General features: G+C 61.5%; 15 protein-coding genes. 4 read left to right on the top strand and 11 right to left on the bottom strand.

Translation table 11 applies throughout. The features are described from left to right. Positions 1-38: 38 nt before the first annotated feature. From htpX to Q8L25_RS12055, 3 genes are all read right to left on the bottom strand, one after another. Positions 39-920, bottom strand: coding sequence for a protease HtpX (htpX, locus tag Q8L25_RS12065; RefSeq protein ID WP_308925050.1), 882 nt, complete (start codon positions 918-920; stop codon positions 39-41). Positions 921-1,007: 87 nt separating this feature from the next. Then, on the bottom strand, positions 1,008-1,841 hold the full coding sequence (locus Q8L25_RS12060; protein WP_308925049.1) for a 3',5'-nucleoside bisphosphate phosphatase: 834 nt from the start codon (positions 1,839-1,841) through the stop codon (positions 1,008-1,010). An 80-nt stretch (positions 1,842-1,921) separates the two neighbouring features. Next, positions 1,922-2,803, bottom strand: coding sequence for an alpha/beta hydrolase (locus Q8L25_RS12055; RefSeq protein ID WP_308925048.1), 882 nt, complete (start codon positions 2,801-2,803; stop codon positions 1,922-1,924). A gap of 178 nt (positions 2,804-2,981) precedes the next feature. Here Q8L25_RS12055 and Q8L25_RS12050 point away from each other — a divergent pair, with 178 nt between their 5' ends. The 3 genes from Q8L25_RS12050 to Q8L25_RS12040 all read left to right on the top strand — a co-directional run bounded on the left by Q8L25_RS12050 (position 2,982) and on the right by Q8L25_RS12040 (position 5,055). Next, a complete protein-coding gene (locus tag Q8L25_RS12050; protein ID WP_308925047.1) occupies positions 2,982-3,506 on the top strand; it encodes a gamma carbonic anhydrase family protein in 525 nt (174 codons plus the stop codon). A 6-nt stretch (positions 3,507-3,512) separates the two neighbouring features. Further along, positions 3,513-4,493: an Hsp33 family molecular chaperone HslO gene (gene hslO / locus Q8L25_RS12045; protein ID WP_308925046.1), complete on the top strand. Its 981-nt coding sequence runs from the start codon at positions 3,513-3,515 to the stop codon at positions 4,491-4,493. 304 nt (positions 4,494-4,797) lie between these two features. Then, the gene (locus Q8L25_RS12040) at positions 4,798-5,055 is read left to right on the top strand and encodes a hypothetical protein (protein WP_308925045.1); all 258 of its coding nucleotides are present in this window, start codon (positions 4,798-4,800) and stop codon (positions 5,053-5,055) included. 162 nt (positions 5,056-5,217) lie between these two features. On the opposite strand, the gene Q8L25_RS12035 is transcribed toward Q8L25_RS12040, so the two are convergent. From Q8L25_RS12035 to Q8L25_RS12020, 4 genes are all read right to left on the bottom strand, one after another. Continuing rightward, complete coding sequence (locus Q8L25_RS12035) at positions 5,218-6,576, bottom strand: glycerophosphodiester phosphodiesterase family protein (RefSeq protein ID WP_308925044.1); 1,359 nt, start codon at positions 6,574-6,576, stop codon at positions 5,218-5,220. Positions 6,577-6,731: 155 nt separating this feature from the next. Then, complete coding sequence (gene ftsB / locus Q8L25_RS12030) at positions 6,732-7,055, bottom strand: cell division protein FtsB (RefSeq protein ID WP_308925043.1); 324 nt, start codon at positions 7,053-7,055, stop codon at positions 6,732-6,734. Between the two features lie 61 nt (positions 7,056-7,116). Further along, positions 7,117-8,400, bottom strand: a complete 1,284-nt coding sequence (gene eno / locus Q8L25_RS12025) for a phosphopyruvate hydratase (protein WP_308925042.1) — start codon at positions 8,398-8,400, stop codon at positions 7,117-7,119. Between the two features lie 136 nt (positions 8,401-8,536). Further along, complete coding sequence (locus Q8L25_RS12020; protein ID WP_308925041.1) at positions 8,537-10,189, bottom strand: CTP synthase; 1,653 nt, start codon at positions 10,187-10,189, stop codon at positions 8,537-8,539. 245 nt (positions 10,190-10,434) lie between these two features. Here Q8L25_RS12020 and Q8L25_RS12015 point away from each other — a divergent pair, with 245 nt between their 5' ends. Further along, positions 10,435-10,842 (top strand): PRC-barrel domain-containing protein, encoded by a 408-nt coding sequence (locus tag Q8L25_RS12015; RefSeq protein ID WP_308925040.1) that lies wholly within the window; start codon positions 10,435-10,437, stop codon positions 10,840-10,842. A 65-nt stretch (positions 10,843-10,907) separates the two neighbouring features. Here Q8L25_RS12015 and Q8L25_RS12010 read toward each other — a convergent pair whose 3' ends face one another. From Q8L25_RS12010 to exbB, 4 genes are read right to left on the bottom strand one after another with little or no spacing between them, the layout of a single operon-like run. Next, positions 10,908-13,163: a TonB-dependent receptor domain-containing protein gene (locus Q8L25_RS12010; RefSeq protein ID WP_308925039.1), complete on the bottom strand. Its 2,256-nt coding sequence runs from the start codon at positions 13,161-13,163 to the stop codon at positions 10,908-10,910. 31 nt (positions 13,164-13,194) lie between these two features. Then, the gene (locus tag Q8L25_RS12005; protein ID WP_308925038.1) at positions 13,195-13,989 is read right to left on the bottom strand and encodes a TonB family protein; all 795 of its coding nucleotides are present in this window, start codon (positions 13,987-13,989) and stop codon (positions 13,195-13,197) included. After that, on the bottom strand, positions 13,986-14,411 hold the full coding sequence (gene exbD, locus Q8L25_RS12000) for a TonB system transport protein ExbD (RefSeq protein WP_308925037.1): 426 nt from the start codon (positions 14,409-14,411) through the stop codon (positions 13,986-13,988). The genes Q8L25_RS12005 and exbD overlap by 4 nt, the downstream gene beginning before the upstream one ends. Before the next feature lie 3 nt (positions 14,412-14,414). Beyond that, the gene (gene exbB, locus Q8L25_RS11995; protein ID WP_308925036.1) at positions 14,415-15,170 is read right to left on the bottom strand and encodes a tonB-system energizer ExbB; all 756 of its coding nucleotides are present in this window, start codon (positions 15,168-15,170) and stop codon (positions 14,415-14,417) included. Positions 15,171-15,258: the final 88 nt, after the last annotated feature.

Raw genomic sequence — 15,258 nt, 5'->3', positions numbered from 1 at the left:
GGGTTCACTGACTGGCGGACCAGTTTTTTATTGATGTGTCATGATTGTACGCCGCGCAGCGCGGCGATGCGTTCCTCCAGCGGCGGATGGGTGGCGAACAGGGCGCCCCAGCCGCCCTTGCCATTGATGCCCAGCGCCTGCATCGACTGCGGCAGCTCGCCCGGCGCCACGCCGCCGAGGCGCGCCAGCGCATGCATCATCGGCGTCGGGCTGCCCAACAGCTTGGCCGAACCGGCGTCGGCGCGGAACTCGCGCTGGCGCGAAAACCAGGCGACGATGATCGAGGCCAGCAGGCCGAACAGCACCTCGCACACCATCACGGTGACGAAATAACCGATGCCGCGTCCGCCTTCACGGTTATTGTTTTTCTGCAGCATATTATCGACAAAGAAACCCACCACCCGTGCCAGGAACACCACGAAGGTATTGACCACGCCCTGGATCAGGGTCAGGGTCACCATGTCGCCATTGGCGACGTGGGCGATCTCATGGCCCAGCACGGCTTCGACCTCATCGCGGTTCATGCTTTCCAGCAAACCGGTGGATACCGCCACCAGCGCCGAGTTCTTGAACGCGCCGGTGGCAAACGCATTGGCGTCGCCCTCGTAGATGGCGACGTCAGGCATGCCGATACCGGCCCGCTCGGACAGCGTGCGCACCGTACCGACCAGCCACAGCTCGGTTGACGACGTGGGGTTGTCGATCACGCGCGCGCCGGTGCTCCACTTGGCCATCGGTTTGCTGATCAACAGGGAAATGATGGAACCCGTGAAACCGACCACCAGCGAGAACACCATCAGGCTGCCCAGGTTCAGGGTGCTGCCGCGCGCGGGATTGCCGACGCCCAGCAAACTCAGGACAAGCGACAACACCAGCATCACAGCCAAGTTGGTGACAATAAACAGGACGATACGTTTCATGGCGATGGCTCCAGCAGGAATGCGATAACAATAAAATAAGGGCAATATGACTGTTATCAAGCTTGCCAGAGCGGGCTTAGCCCCGACTTAAAACCAGTCGTGCCAGATCGGCTTGACGTTCGCCGGCAGAGGCGGCAGCAGCGCAAAATCCACGCGCGACTCGCCCGGCGCATGGAAATCGGTGCCGCGCGAGGCCAGAAAGCCGTAGTCGTTGGCCAGCCGCGCATATTCCGGATACTGGTCCGGGCTATGGCTGCCGGTCACCACTTCGATGGCCACGCCACCCAATTGCTTGAATTCATCAAACAGCACGCCCTGTGCCATGTCGCTGAAGCGGTAGCGGCCAGGATGGGCAATCACGGCCACGCCGCCGGCGCCGCGTATCCAGCCGACCGCCTCGGCCAGGGTGGCCCAGCGATGCTCGACGTAACCGGGCTTGCCTTCGGACAGGTATTTCTTGAACACCTCGGGAATATTCGCGCACTTGCCCGTTTCGACAATGTAACGGGCAAAATGGGTGCGCGACATCAGGTCGGGATTGCCGACGAATTTCAGCGCGCCTTCATAGGCGCCGGGGACGCCGGCCAGGTCCAGCTGGCGGGCGATCTCGCGCCCGCGCGCGTCGCGCCCCGAGCGTGTCTGGTTCAGGCCGTTGACCAGGCCGGGATGGTTTTCATCGACCTGCAGCCCGACGATATGCACGGTCTGGCCGGCCCAGGTAATCGAAATTTCCACGCCAGCAACAAACTGCATACCCTGCTGCAGCGCCGCGGCGCGCGCCTCGGCAATGCCGGACACCTCGTCGTGATCGGTCAGCGCCCAAACGTCGACGCCGGCCTTGCGTGCATGCGCGGCCACGGCGGCCGGTGCGAGGACGCCGTCGGAGATGTTCGAATGGCAATGCAGGTCGACTTTAAGCATGGGGAAACAATACCGTGCAAGGCTGTAAATGGAGGAAGTTTTTATTGTACGCTGCCTGCCAGGGCATGGCAGCGTTCACATCATATTCCGGCGAGGAACTCTTCCACCATGCGCGCCAGCGCCCGTGGCTGATCGTGGTGCAGCATATGGCCGGCGTCCTCCATCAGCTTGCAGCGCACGTCTTTCAAAAAACCCAGGCGGCGGTCGATTTCGATGCGCGCCTCTTCTTTCGGCCCCATCCATTGCCACATATTGGTGTCGTCTGCCTCGACCCACAGCACCGGCGCCGTGATGCGGCGCCAGCAGGCCATCACTTCCTCGACCTGGTACAGCATCGGATTGACGCGCTTGTGGCGTGGATCGCCCATGATGTCCCACTCGCCCGCCTCATTCTGCACCGACCAGTGTTCGGCCAGAAACGCCGCACGTTCATCATTCAAGCGCGGATTGGTCTTTTGCAAGCGCTCGGCCACGGCTTTCTGGCTTGGATAGCTGCGCATCAGCGGCGGCTCGCGCAATTCATCGAGCCATTTGGCATAGCGGCCAGGCGCCTGCTCGGGCCGGGTCGCCATCATGCCGAAGCCTTCCAGGTTGATGAAGCTGGCGATGCGCTCGGGCCGCACGCCCGCATACAGGCCCGCCACATTGGCGCCCATGCTGTGGCCCAGCAGGTGCACCGGCGCCTCGGGCGAGTAATGCAGCAGCATGGCGTCGAGGTCGGCCAGGTAGTCGGGGAACCAGTAGGTATCGGACTGCGTGTAGTCGCTCTGGCCGAAGCCGCGCCAGTCGGGCGCGATCACATGCCAGTCGCCTGCCAGCTCATCGACCACGAACTGGAACGAGGCGGCCACGTCCATCCAGCCATGCACCATGAACAGGATGGGCGCGTCGTCGCGGCCCCAGTGGCGCACATGGACGCGCGCACCACGGATATTGATGAATTCGGAACGAGAAAGTTTCATGAGTAGCTACCTTGAAAGTGGCGCAGGCGTCGCCACATGCTGTGTCTGAAGTAATGTACCGCCATAAAAGTACGACCGTTCTTTAATTATACCGGATCGCTTGCCGCCGTTCTGGCTTGTCTTGCAACAGCGTAAAATAGCGCTATCCCGGCCTTTCCACCACTGCCTCAGGCTAAACATGACACTCTACCAATTGGGCGCCGAGGCGCCACAGATTGATGCTTCCGCGTTTGTTGCCGACACGGCCAATGTGATCGGCAAGGTCACCTTGCATGAAAACACTTCGGTGTGGTTTGGCGCCACCTTGCGCGGCGACAATGAACGCATCACGGTCGGCGCCAACAGCAATGTACAGGAAGGCGCCGTGCTGCATACCGACCCCGGCTATCCGCTCGACGTGGGACAGAACGTCACCATCGGCCACCAGGCCATGCTGCACGGCTGCACCATCGGCGACGGCTCGCTGATCGGCATCCAGGCGGTGGTGCTCAATGGCGCGAAGATCGGCAGGAACTGCCTGGTCGGTGCCGGTGCGCTGATCACCGAAGGCAAGGAATTTCCCGACAATATGCTGATCATCGGCACGCCGGCCAAGGCCGTGCGCACCCTGACAGCGGACGATATCACCAGGCTGCAAGGCAATGCTCTCAATTATGTACAGCGCGGCCAGCTATTTAATACGCAACTCAAGAAGATTGGATAAAACCACATGACGAATGACACCAGCGGCGCGATCATCGCCCCCATCGCAGGCCAGGATACGCTGCAAAAATTTATTTTCGATAACGCCGCCGTGCGCGGCCAGTTCATCGACGTCTCGCACACCTGGCAGGAAGTGGTGTCGCGCCACGCCTACCCGCTGGCCGTGAAAAAAGTCCTGGGCGAAATGGTGGCGGCGGCCGCCCTGCTGTCGGCCAACCTGAAATTCAACGGCTCCATCATCATGCAGATCCATGGCGACGGTCCGGTACGCCTGATGGTGGTCGAGTGCGACTCCGACCTGCGCCTGCGCGCCACGGCCAAGCTCGATCCGGATGCGGAGATCGTCGACGGCGCCACCGTGCCGCAACTGATGAACGCCAACGGCAAGGGCCGCTTCATCATCACGCTCGATCCGGCCGACAAGGTGCCGGGCCAGCAGCCATACCAGGGCATCGTGCCGCTGGACGGCGACGACATGGCGACCGTCATCGAAAACTACATGCTGCGCTCGGAACAGCTCGACACGCGCCTGTGGCTGGCCACCGACGACACCACCTCGCGCGGCCTGCTGCTGCAAAAGCTGCCGCACCACGGCGGCAAGGCCGAAGCGACGCCGGTGTCGGAAGAAGATGCCCTCGACACCTGGAACCGCGCCGTGATGCTGGCGTCGACCCTGAAAGAGGAAGAAATCCTGGCCACCGACATCGACACCCTGATGCAGCGCCTGTTCTGGGAAGAAACCATCCGCGTGTTCGATCCGCTGCACCCGAGTTTTCATTGCACCTGCACCCGCGAAAAAGTGGGCAATATGCTCAAGATGCTGGGCGAACAGGAAGTCAACGACGCGCTGGCGGAAATCGGCCACGTGGGCGTGAACTGCGACTTCTGCGGCCAGCACTATGATTTCGACAAGGTCGATTGCGCGCAGCTGTTTGTGACCGATGCACCGGCCGAGGTGTTGATCCCGCCGGCGACCAGCATCAATTAAGCCCCCTCCCGCGCCGCCGCCCGGCGGCGCACCCCTCTTTCATGCTGCACCGCACCAGCGCCGCGCGCCTGCGCACAGGGCGCAGTCATCCCCACGCAAACGCATAACTGTCATCACCATTCTTCGCAAGCGCCCGGCCTGCAACAGAATTGATTCAGATCAACAAATTCTTTTCCATGCGTTGCCAGGCTGCTACGCCCTTATTATTCACATATTGAATTTCTGAAATTGGAATTTGAAATTGGACGCATAACCATGGCTGCGCTATTGTGCAATGCAACAACACACCATTTATGGAGGACATATGTCCACATTGACCAGCACTTACAGCACCGACAGCCACGACGGTTACTTCAGCAACCTGGGCCGCGCCACGCGCGCCTTCCTGGGCGCCCTGCTCGCCTCGAAACCATACGTCCAGGCTGCCGCCGCCAGCGAAGAGCCACGCTACACCCGCCCCAGCAAGCACGATATCGCGCTGCTGAACTCGGAAGCGGCACGCTACGAACAGCTGATGCCGAATCTGGCCAGCGAACTGCGCTTTTTGGCTTCGCGCGGCTGATCCACCAACAATTACTGATATCTTTAGGAACCTTATGATGATCCTCGAAACCACCCTGATCGCCCTGGCCGTTGCCGTCACCGCCATCCGTTTTTACCTGATCTCGACCGGCAAGGGCGAGTTCTAAGCAGTACCAACGACGGGCGGCGCCGGCCACGGTGCTTAGTGTCCCGTTTCTTTCAAATAAGCATTACGCGTCACCACGGCCGTATTGCTGAAATCGCTGAAAACGCCATCGATACCGGCGCGGAAAAAGCCCAGCAATTCCAGTGCAGGCTCGCCTTTGTACACGCCAGCCAGATATTTCGCCTCGTTACGGAACGTATAGCTGTGGACGAACAGGCCGGCCTTGTGCGCGTCGGCGATCAGGCTCGTTGGCGTCGCCTTGTTGACATCTGCAGCCGAACCGGTGTACGGCGTGCCATCGGCATTGGTCGCCTTGAACGGTGAAATCGTCAAGGCCATCACTTGCGGCTTCCAGGGACCGATACCGTCGGCGTAGGTCTTGATTTCGGCCAGCCCGGCCGGCGTCAGCATCTCGCCGAAGAAGCGGCCGTCGCCAGCCAGGGTCCAGCTATACGGACGGCCATCGACGAAGTTGTAGACATCGTTGGTGCGATAAATCATCTCACCTGTTTTGTAGTTGATGTCATTGCCATCGACCAGCTGCACCATTTTGCTGGTCAAACCGGCAGCGCGCATGTATTTCAGGCTGGCGGGATCGAAGCTCTGGATATAAATCGCCGCTGTCTTGCTGTTCAGGTTATTGTCCTTGACGATCTTCACGATCGCGTCTTCGAACGGATGGCTGCCGCTGCCGCAACCGTTGGCGATGGCCTGGGCATTGTTCCATACCGGGTTTTTCGATTCCGGATACACCGAAATCGTGCGGCCGCTCGATGCGCTCTTGGCCTTGGCGATATCGATCACTTCCTGCATCGTCAGCACAGGATATTTGCCATTCAATTCACTGGGACGCGATTCGCGCGCGTCGTAGGTCGTGCCACCGATCCATTGTTTCAGTTCGGCCGCCGTAAAGTCGCTGATCGACCAGTCGCCCGTATGATCTTCGCCATCGACGATCAGCGATTTCAGTACCGATTTCGGATTGGCCGGATCGGTCAGGTCGGTCAGGTATTGCGCCGGGCCGCCGTAGGTCGCCAGGGAATAGCCGACATTGACCAGGCGGCCCGGCACCGTGCGTTTGCGTGCGGCGACCTGGGCATTGGTCAGCGCGACCGTGCCGATATTGGTGTTGTCGCTCAGCCAGGGATTATGGCGCGCCACCAGCACGCAGTCCTTCGACATGTGCACATCGAGTTCCAGCGAATCGGCGCCGGCATCGGCCGCCGCCTCGTAGGCCGGACGGGTTTGTTCAGGGTACAGGCCCGGCAAGCCGCGATGGGCAATCACCAGCGGCGCCTTGCCGTCCAGCGTCTGCAGCGACTCGGTACTGCTGCCACCGCAGGCGGACAAGGCCAGCGCCGACAGGCATAGCAAGGTGTGTTTGTTGGTGATCATGGCAAGCGCAATTCCTGGTTGATTATCATTAGGGGAACACGTACCGGGCAATGCGCAGCGATTGCCCGAAACACCGTGTTGCCTTATTGTAAAAACCAGTTATGACAGGATAATGACGCCAACCTGCGCTGCAACAGGAATGCAGAGGCAGTGTCTCAGTGAGGCGCAGTGGTATCGGACGGCGCTTCTGTCAGTGGCGGGATCTGGCCCTTGCGCACGATCTGCACGAAAATCTCGTTCTGCTTGACCATGCCCAGCTCATAGCGGGCACGCTCCTCGACCGCGCCGGTGCCGTCCTTCAGGTCGCGCACTTCGGATTCGAGCTTGGCGTTACGGGCTTTCAATTCCACATTCTTTTGATTCGCCTGCGCGACTTGCGCTTCCATGTCGGCAACGCGCAGCCAGCCGCCTTTGCCCGTCCAGAGGGGAAATTGTATCAGCAGCAGCAGGGCCGCCAGGGCGAGCGTAATCAGGCGCATGGGTCTCGGTTAAAAAACCGGCCGGAAAATTCCGGCCGGTCAGTTGGTGATATTACTTCATTTACTTCAGATTATAGAATGCATCGCGGCCCGGGTAGGAAGCGATGTCGCCCAGATCTTCTTCGATGCGCAGCAGCTGATTGTACTTGGCCATGCGGTCCGAACGCGACATCGAGCCGGTCTTGATCTGCAGGGCGTTGGTACCGACAGCGATATCGGCGATGGTCGAGTCTTCCGTTTCGCCCGAGCGGTGCGAAATGACGGCCGTGTAGCCGGCGCGCTTGGCCATTTCGATGGCGGCGAAGGTTTCGGTCAGGGTACCGATCTGGTTGATCTTGATCAGGATCGAGTTGGCGATGCCCTTCTGGATGCCTTCTTTCAGGATCTTGGTGTTGGTGACATACAGATCGTCGCCGACCAGTTGCACTTTCTTGCCCAGTTCGGCCGTCAGGATCGCCCAGCCATCCCAGTCGCCTTCATGCATCGCGTCTTCGATCGAGATGATCGGGTACTTGTCGCACCAGGTCGCCAGCAGGTTGGTGAATTCGGTGGCGGTGAGCGACAGGCCTTCGCCTTCCAGCTCGTACTTGCCGTCCTTGTAGAACTCGGAAGCGGCGCAGTCCAGGCCGATGGCCACTTGCGTGCCTGGCTCGTAGCCGGCTTCTTCGATTGCCTGGATGATCAGCTTGATCGCTTCTTCATGGTTGGCCAGCGATGGCGCGAAACCGCCTTCGTCACCGACGTTGGTGTTCAGGCCCTTTTTGTGCAGGATTTTTTTCAGCGTGTGGAATACTTCCGCGCCGTAACGCACGGCTTCCTTGAACGACGGGGCGCCCACCGGGATGATCATGAATTCCTGGATGTCCAGGTTGTTGTCGGCGTGCGCGCCGCCGTTGATCACGTTCATCATCGGCACTGGCAGTTGCATCGCGCCGGAACCGCCGAAATAGCGGTACAAAGGCAGGCCGGCTTCTTCGGCGGCAGCCTTGGCGACGGCCATCGACACGGCCAGGATCGCATTGGCGCCCAGGCGCGACTTGTTTTCGGTGCCGTCCAGGTCGATCAGGGTGCGGTCCAGGAAAGCCTGTTCATTGGCGTCCAGGCCCATGATGGCTTCGGAGATTTCGGTGTTGATGTTCTCGCAGGCTTGCAGCACGCCCTTGCCGAAGTAGCGCTTGGCGTCGCCGTCGCGCAGTTCCACGGCTTCGCGCGAACCGGTCGAGGCGCCCGACGGTACGGCGGCACGGCCCATCACACCCGATTCCAGCAAGACGTCGCATTCGACGGTCGGATTGCCGCGCGAGTCCAGGATCTCACGGCCGATAATGTCAACAATAGCACTCATATCATTCTCCAAAGTTAAGCGTAACAGGGCTGCACACTGCGTTCTGATGCGCAATTGCACAAAGAGGGTAAAGAAACTCCCGGCGAGACTGACTTGCCGGGAGCGGTGCTTCAAGGCCTAACGCCATCAACCACGTTTATTGCTCGGTGGCGTTCGCTTCCTTGTGGGCCAGCGCTGCCTTGATAAACGAGGTGAACAGCGGGTGGCCGTCACGTGGGGTCGATTTGAATTCCGGATGATACTGCACGCCCATATACCATGGGTGGGCGTTATCACCGGTGCGCGGCAATTCCATGATTTCGCACAGGTCTTCGGTCGGCGTACGGGCGGCCACCACCAGGCCGGCCGCTTCCACGCGCGGCAGGTAGTGATTGTTCGCTTCGTAGCGGTGACGGTGACGCTCGGTCACCACGGCGCCGTAGATCTCGGCGGCCAGGGTGCCCGGCTTGATTTCGCAGGTTTGCGCGCCCAGGCGCATGGTGCCGCCCAGGTCCGAGTTCTCGTCGCGCTTCTCGACCTTGCCGTCGGCGCCTTGCCACTGGTCGATCAGGGCCACCACCGGTTGCGCGGTCTCGAGGTCGAATTCGGTCGAATTGGCCGTCGTCAGGCCGGCTTTGTGGCGCGCGTATTCGATCAGCGCCACTTGCATGCCCAGGCAGATGCCCAGGTAAGGCACTTTGCTCTCACGGGCGAACTGGGCCGCCATGATCTTGCCTTCCACGCCGCGCTTGCCGAAGCCGCCCGGCACCAGGATGGCGTCGTACTTGGCCAGTTCGGCGCAGCCGGTGGTTTCGATTTCTTCCGAGTCGATGTACTCGATATTGACCTTCGACTCGTTGTGGATGCCGGCGTGGCGCAGCGCTTCGGTCAGCGATTTGTACGATTCGGTCAGTTCCACATACTTGCCAACCATGCCGATGGTCACTTCCGACTTCGGATGCTCGAGCGTGTAGATCAGCTTGCTCCAGACCGACAGGTCGGCCGGCGCGGGATTGAGGTCCAGCGCGTCGCAGATGATCTTGTCGAGGCCCTGGTCGTGCAGCATCTGCGGCACTTTGTAGATGGTGTCGACGTCCCACACGGAGATCACGGCGTCTTCCTCGATGTTCGAGAACAGCGAGATTTTCGCGCGCTCGTCTTCCGGAATCGCGCGGTCGGCGCGGCACAGCAGCGCGTTCGGCAAGATGCCGATTTCACGCAGCTTCTGCACCGAGTGCTGGGTCGGTTTGGTTTTCAGTTCACCGGCCGAGGCGATATACGGCACCAGGGTCAGGTGGACGAAGGCCGTGTTCTTGCGGCCGGCGCGCAGGCTCAGCTGGCGTGCCGCTTCCAGGAAGGGCAGGGACTCGATATCGCCGACGGTGCCGCCGATTTCGCACAGGGCCACGTCGTAGCCTTCGGCGCCACGGCGGATATAGTCCTGGATTTCATTGGTGATATGCGGAATCACCTGCACGGTCTTGCCCAGATATTCGCCGCGGCGTTCCTTGCGGATCACCGATTCATAGATCTGGCCGGTGGTGAAGTTATTCACCTTTTTCATGCGGGTGGAGATGAAGCGCTCGTAGTGACCGAGGTCGAGGTCGGTTTCGGCCCCGTCGTCGGTGACGAAGACTTCACCGTGTTGCATAGGGCTCATCGTGCCAGGGTCGACGTTGATATACGGGTCGAGCTTGAGCATGGTGACTTTAAGGCCGCGCGATTCGAGGATCGCGGCGAGAGAGGCGGCGGCAATCCCTTTTCCAAGGGAAGACACAACGCCACCGGTGACGAAGACAAATTTGGTCATTGCAGATGGTGCCGAACGGCACGTGCGGGAAATTGAAATTATACACTAAAGCCCGGCGTACGGACCGCTGCGGCGTGGAAAATTGCGCCAACTGCCGGCTATCCGCGCGCAGCGAGGGTGCATACGCAACAACATTATGCAGTGGCAATATTTGAAATATTTATACTCTTATACATTATGTGGGTGAGCGAACAGACCCAGGCGTCGCCCTGCCGCAGACTGGCATTTTTCAACGGAGGTATATCATGAGCTATGAAGAACGCGACGCCTATGGCATGTATGTGGACCGTGGCCATAAAGGTCCCGGCCCCGAACTGATGGGTGCCGACACCCTGATCGGCGACCACGTGCATAACGCCAAGGATGAACATCTCGGTGAAATCAAGGAAATCATGATCGACATGCGCAGCGGCAAAATTGCCTACGCCGTCATGTCGCACGGCGGCGTGTTCACCATCGGCGAAAAACTGTTCGCCGTGCCCTGGGAAGCCCTGCTGCTCGACACCGTCAACAAGCGCTTCACGCTGAACATCGACAAGGAGCGCATCGAAAACGCGCCCGGCTTCGACACCGACAACTGGCCGAACATGGCCGACACCACCTGGTCCAACGAGATCCACAGCTATTACGGCACCACCGCCCGCGAATACTAAGAGTTAAGCCCAACAGCAACTCCCTGGGCCGGATCCCATGATCCGGCCTTTTTCATGGCCGGCGCTTAAAAGCGGTACTCCAGCCCCGCCACATAGGTCCTGCCGCGCGCCGTGCCCATCGGCGTATAGTCGTTCGACTGCGAGGGCATGGAATTCATGCGGTTCAGCGCTTCGGAATAATCCTTGTCCATCGCATTTTGCACCGACAGGCGCAGCAACAGATTTTTGCCCAGCCGGTAGCTGGCATACAGGTCGATCACGGCCGGGATCTTCGGATTGCTCACCTTGGTCACTTCGCCCGTTACCTCATCGGCCTCGTTATCCGGCGACAGGCGGCGGTTGCTGCCCGTATGCTTGATGATGGCGCCCAGTTCCAGTTTATTGTCCAGCAGGCGCGCACCGACGTCGAGGTTGTAGTACACGCTGGGCAGTTCGCTGATATCGGCCGCGCCGAACCAGGCGCTGGCGATCGAGGTGGGCTGGCTGGTTTTTTCGCGTGTATACGACAGCCGCGCATAGGCCGGCCCCCACTGGTATTGCGCTTCCAGTTCCAGCCCGCGCGTATGCACCGGCGTGGCCGAGTTGATGTAGATATACATATTGGTCACGTAGGGATCGACGGTTTGCCAGTCGGTGGCGATCACTTCGGCGATATTGCACTTGCGCCCGCCTTCGCAGACAAGAAAGGACTGGCTGGTGATATAGCCGTCGATCTTGCTCTTGAAATACAGCACCTTGAAGTTCAGCGCATCGTTAGCACTGAGCAAGCCATGCAGGCTGGAATTGAAGCCCAGCTGATAGGTGGTCGACTTTTCCCCCTTCAGGAAAGGATTCATCGAGGCCCCGCCATCATTGGAGAAAAATACTTCCTGCGGATTCGGCCCGCGCATGGTGCGCTCGGCGCTGGCAAACGGCTGGAACCACGGATGCAACTGGGCCGACAACAGCAGCGAGGGGTTGATGCCATGCTCCTTCAGGGCGATATCGGCCGCGCCCTGGGGGAAGCATTTCACACGCACATCGCAGGCGGGCTTGTAGCCGGTCAGCTCGAAACCCGTGTAGTTCAGGCCGGCATTGACCTGATAGATGCCGCGGTTGTACTGCATGCTGGCGTACAGGCTGTCGATCCTCTGACGTCCGGACGGGCCGAAGGTATTCGACTCGATCGACTGCCGGTTGGCGTCCGGGTTGTCCGGGTCGTGAACCAGGCTTTCCACATGCTTGCTGTAGCGGTTGCGCATCAGCTTGCCGCCCACGGTCACCAGCGCGTCGCCGCCGGCCAGCCGGAAGCTGCTGGTGTTGTGGATGTCGAACGCGTCGGCGCGGTTGGCCGCATTGGTGTTGACGAAATTGAGCAAGGCTTCCGGCATGTATTTCTGGTTGCCGCGGCTGCTGCTGGCCATGACGTTCAGGTCGACCAGTTCGGAAAACGGCGTGTAGTGGTATTTCACATAGTAATCGTTGCTCTGGATATCGCGGCGCGTGAAGGTATTGCGATAATCGCGCGCCGACAGTTCCAGCGCATGGAAGTCGCTCAGTGTCAGGTCCAGCTTGAGCAGCTGCGACTTCGGTTTTTGCTTGTAGTAACGGTTGTAGCCGAAACCGAACTCCTCGCTATTCGTGCCCTTGCCATTCTTGTAGTTGCTGCCGATCACGCTGGCGCTGGTGGCGGCCATGAAGCCCACGCTGCCGCCATCAAAAGCCGGGTTTTTCAGCGCCACGGCCAGCATGGCGCTGCGGCCGGTGCCATTGTTACCCGCCGACAGTTTCGTGCGCGCGCCCGTTCTTTCGCCCGCAAACACCACGTCGTCGACGCCGATGGTACGAAAATTGGCGCTGCCAGCCAGCGCATTGACGCCGTCGCCGCCCGTGATATTGCCGCGCGAAACATCCACGCCAACGATGAAGTTGGGGTCGATCAGGGCGCCAAACTGGCTGCCCGGCACGCCGCCATGCGACACTTCCGACGGCGCGCTGCCGTAATAGTTCTGGCTCACGCCATCGACCATCATGTTGACCCTGCCCAGGCCCGACAGGCCGCGGATATTCACGCTGACGGCGCCCTGCGCCGGATCGATCTGGGTAAACGTGCCCGGCATGCTGCGCACGATCTGGTCCACCGACTGCAAGCGCGTGTCGGCGCCGCGCGCGCTGACGGCGCCCGGTTTTTCCAGCGCCTGCTGCTCTGCGGAAACAGCCTCACCCGAGACATTCAAGGCGGAAAACTCCACCTTGCCATCGTCGTCTTCCTGCGCCCGCGCCTGCTGGACGAGCACCATCATGCACACGCCCACGGCGTACGCCATCCTGTTCATTTTCATGCATCCTCGCTTGTGGTAAGTTTTTAGAAAATCATGTGGCATCGGGCGGGTGGCCCGCCGCCAGCTTGAACGACACGGGCAAGGTGACGGTCACCACGCCCTGCCGCAGCACCTCGCCGGGCGGCGCCGGCAAAGGCTGGGCGCGCGCCAGCACCTGCAGCGCTTCGCGGTCGAGCAACACCGTGCCCGAGGACGTCAGCAGCTCGCTCGACAGCAGCTTGCCGCCCGCATCGAGCCGGAAACGCACCCACGCCTGCCCTGCCCGCTGGCGCTGGCGCGCATCGCCCGGATAACGCTTGAAGCGCGCCAGATGCCCCAGCACCAGGCTTTGCCAGCTGGCTTGCACGGCGCTGCTCGCTGGCGTATCGCTGTCGAAGGGCGCCGCCTGCGGACCGCGCACGGCCGCCGGCGCCGGCGCGGCGCTGCTGCTGGCCTGTGCCGGCGAGGCCGCCTCCAGCGCCGCATCCTGGCCCGGGTCGGGCGATGGACTGGCGGCCGCCTTCGCCTGCTTGTCGGTCGTCGCGATGACCGAGGCATCGGCACGTGCCAGCACCGGCAGCGCTGGCGCGGGAAGCGGACCAGGAGGCGGCCGCGCCGCATGCGAGGCGGCCGACTGGCGCGCGCCCACCGCCTGGCTGGCCTGCGTTTCCGGCGACATCGCTTGCGCGGCAAACACCACCATCACGCTGGCTGCGGGCAATGGCGGCGCCACCGCCTGCGGCCGCCAGCTCAGCCACAGCAGCAGCGCCAGCGCCAGCGCCGTCACCAGCGCACTGGCGATGCCCCAGCCCAGCACGGGCCGCTCCTGATGCGATCGCGAAATCACCCGCCCTCCCGGCCGACCAGGCCCACTTTCAGGTAACCGGCCTGGCGCAAACCGTCCATCACCGCCAGCACATCCTCGTAAGCGGCCTGCTTGTCAGCCTGGAAGAACACGGTGCGCTGGCGGTCGCCTCCGGTTGCGCCGTCCAGCCGCGCACCGAGCTGCTCGCGCGCCACCGGCGCCTCGCCCAGATACAGGCTGCGGTCGGCTTTCAGCGACACGAACAGCGCCTGATCGGGGCGTGGTTCGGGCCGCGCGGTGGCGGCCGGCAAATCGATCTTCAGGTCGACCGTGGCCAGCGGCGAGACGACCATGAAGATAATCAGCAGCACCAGCATCACGTCGATAAAGGGCGTGACATTGATCTCGCTCAGTTCGGCCAGGTCAGCCGCATCGTCCGCTTGCGAAGGAAACAGGGAGGCCATGCTTCAGGCCTGCCGGAGGCTGGATTGACGGACAGTGGCGGCGTCCCGGCCATCGAGATCGCGGCTCAGCATCAGCAGCACCTGCGCCGAAGCGGCGCGCAATTGCGCCTTGTAACCGTTGATGCCACGGCTGAGCAGGTTATAGATCACCACGGCCGGTATCGCCGCCACCAGCCCGAGCGCCGTGGCCAGCAAGGCTTCCGCAATGCCCGGCGCCACCGTCGCCAGGTTGGTGCTCTGGCTGGCGGCAATGCCGATAAAGCTGTTCATGATGCCCCACACGGTGCCGAACAAACCGACGAACGGGGCGACGGCGCCGATACTGGCCAGCACGCCGAGGCCTTGCCCCATGGCGCGCACGGTATCGGCAAGCAACTGCTCCTGACGAAATCCCACCCGCTCCTTCAGGGCCGCCACCGGCGCATCGGCGTGCGACAGCGCCAGTTCCTGCCGCACGTCATCGAGCAGCAGCCGTGCCAGCGGCGCCGCGCTGGCCAGCTTCCGGGTTGCGTCCGGCAATGAAATTGCCGTCCTGAGCAAGGCAACGGCCTGGGCCGCTTCGCGCCGCGCCTTGAGCAGGCTGGCCCCCTTGACCAGCAAGATCACCCAGGCGGCCAATGCCGCGAGCAGCAAACAAAGCAACACGCTCTTGACCACCTGGTCGGCGGCAAGGAACATGCCGAAGGGCGACATATCATGGGACAAGGCGGCGGCGCGCGCGGCGGGTGTCAGGGAAGTGAGGGAAGCAGCAACAGTCATCAGGGTTTTACCAGGTCAGCGGGCATGGCTGCGCCTGCGGCGGCGCATGCGCATGCAAAAAAAATCGAAGGGACTGCCTGGCTGCTGG

The sequence above is a fragment of the Janthinobacterium sp. J1-1 genome, from assembly GCF_030944405.1.
GTDB lineage: Bacteria > Pseudomonadota > Gammaproteobacteria > Burkholderiales > Burkholderiaceae_D > Janthinobacterium.
The sequence above is the reverse complement of the archived record's forward strand: the minus strand, read 5'-3'. Positions and strand labels throughout refer to the sequence as shown.

What these genes read in the sequence shown, in the direction of transcription:
- htpX (WP_308925050.1), bottom strand. Translation starts at nt 920, where the DNA reads ATGAAACGTATCGTCCTGTTTATTGTCACCAACTTGGCTGTGATGCTG.
- Q8L25_RS12060 (WP_308925049.1), bottom strand. Translation starts at nt 1,841, where the DNA reads ATGCTTAAAGTCGACCTGCATTGCCATTCGAACATCTCCGACGGCGTC.
- Q8L25_RS12055 (WP_308925048.1), bottom strand. Translation starts at nt 2,803, where the DNA reads ATGAAACTTTCTCGTTCCGAATTCATCAATATCCGTGGTGCGCGCGTC.
- Q8L25_RS12050 (WP_308925047.1), top strand. Translation starts at nt 2,982, where the DNA reads ATGACACTCTACCAATTGGGCGCCGAGGCGCCACAGATTGATGCTTCC.
- hslO (WP_308925046.1), top strand. Translation starts at nt 3,513, where the DNA reads ATGACGAATGACACCAGCGGCGCGATCATCGCCCCCATCGCAGGCCAG.
- Q8L25_RS12040 (WP_308925045.1), top strand. Translation starts at nt 4,798, where the DNA reads ATGTCCACATTGACCAGCACTTACAGCACCGACAGCCACGACGGTTAC.
- Q8L25_RS12035 (WP_308925044.1), bottom strand. Translation starts at nt 6,576, where the DNA reads ATGATCACCAACAAACACACCTTGCTATGCCTGTCGGCGCTGGCCTTG.
- ftsB (WP_308925043.1), bottom strand. Translation starts at nt 7,055, where the DNA reads ATGCGCCTGATTACGCTCGCCCTGGCGGCCCTGCTGCTGCTGATACAA.
- eno (WP_308925042.1), bottom strand. Translation starts at nt 8,400, where the DNA reads ATGAGTGCTATTGTTGACATTATCGGCCGTGAGATCCTGGACTCGCGC.
- Q8L25_RS12020 (WP_308925041.1), bottom strand. Translation starts at nt 10,189, where the DNA reads ATGACCAAATTTGTCTTCGTCACCGGTGGCGTTGTGTCTTCCCTTGGA.
- Q8L25_RS12015 (WP_308925040.1), top strand. Translation starts at nt 10,435, where the DNA reads ATGAGCTATGAAGAACGCGACGCCTATGGCATGTATGTGGACCGTGGC.
- Q8L25_RS12010 (WP_308925039.1), bottom strand. Translation starts at nt 13,163, where the DNA reads ATGAAAATGAACAGGATGGCGTACGCCGTGGGCGTGTGCATGATGGTG.
- exbD (WP_308925037.1), bottom strand. Translation starts at nt 14,411, where the DNA reads ATGGCCTCCCTGTTTCCTTCGCAAGCGGACGATGCGGCTGACCTGGCC.
- exbB (WP_308925036.1), bottom strand. Translation starts at nt 15,170, where the DNA reads ATGACTGTTGCTGCTTCCCTCACTTCCCTGACACCCGCCGCGCGCGCC.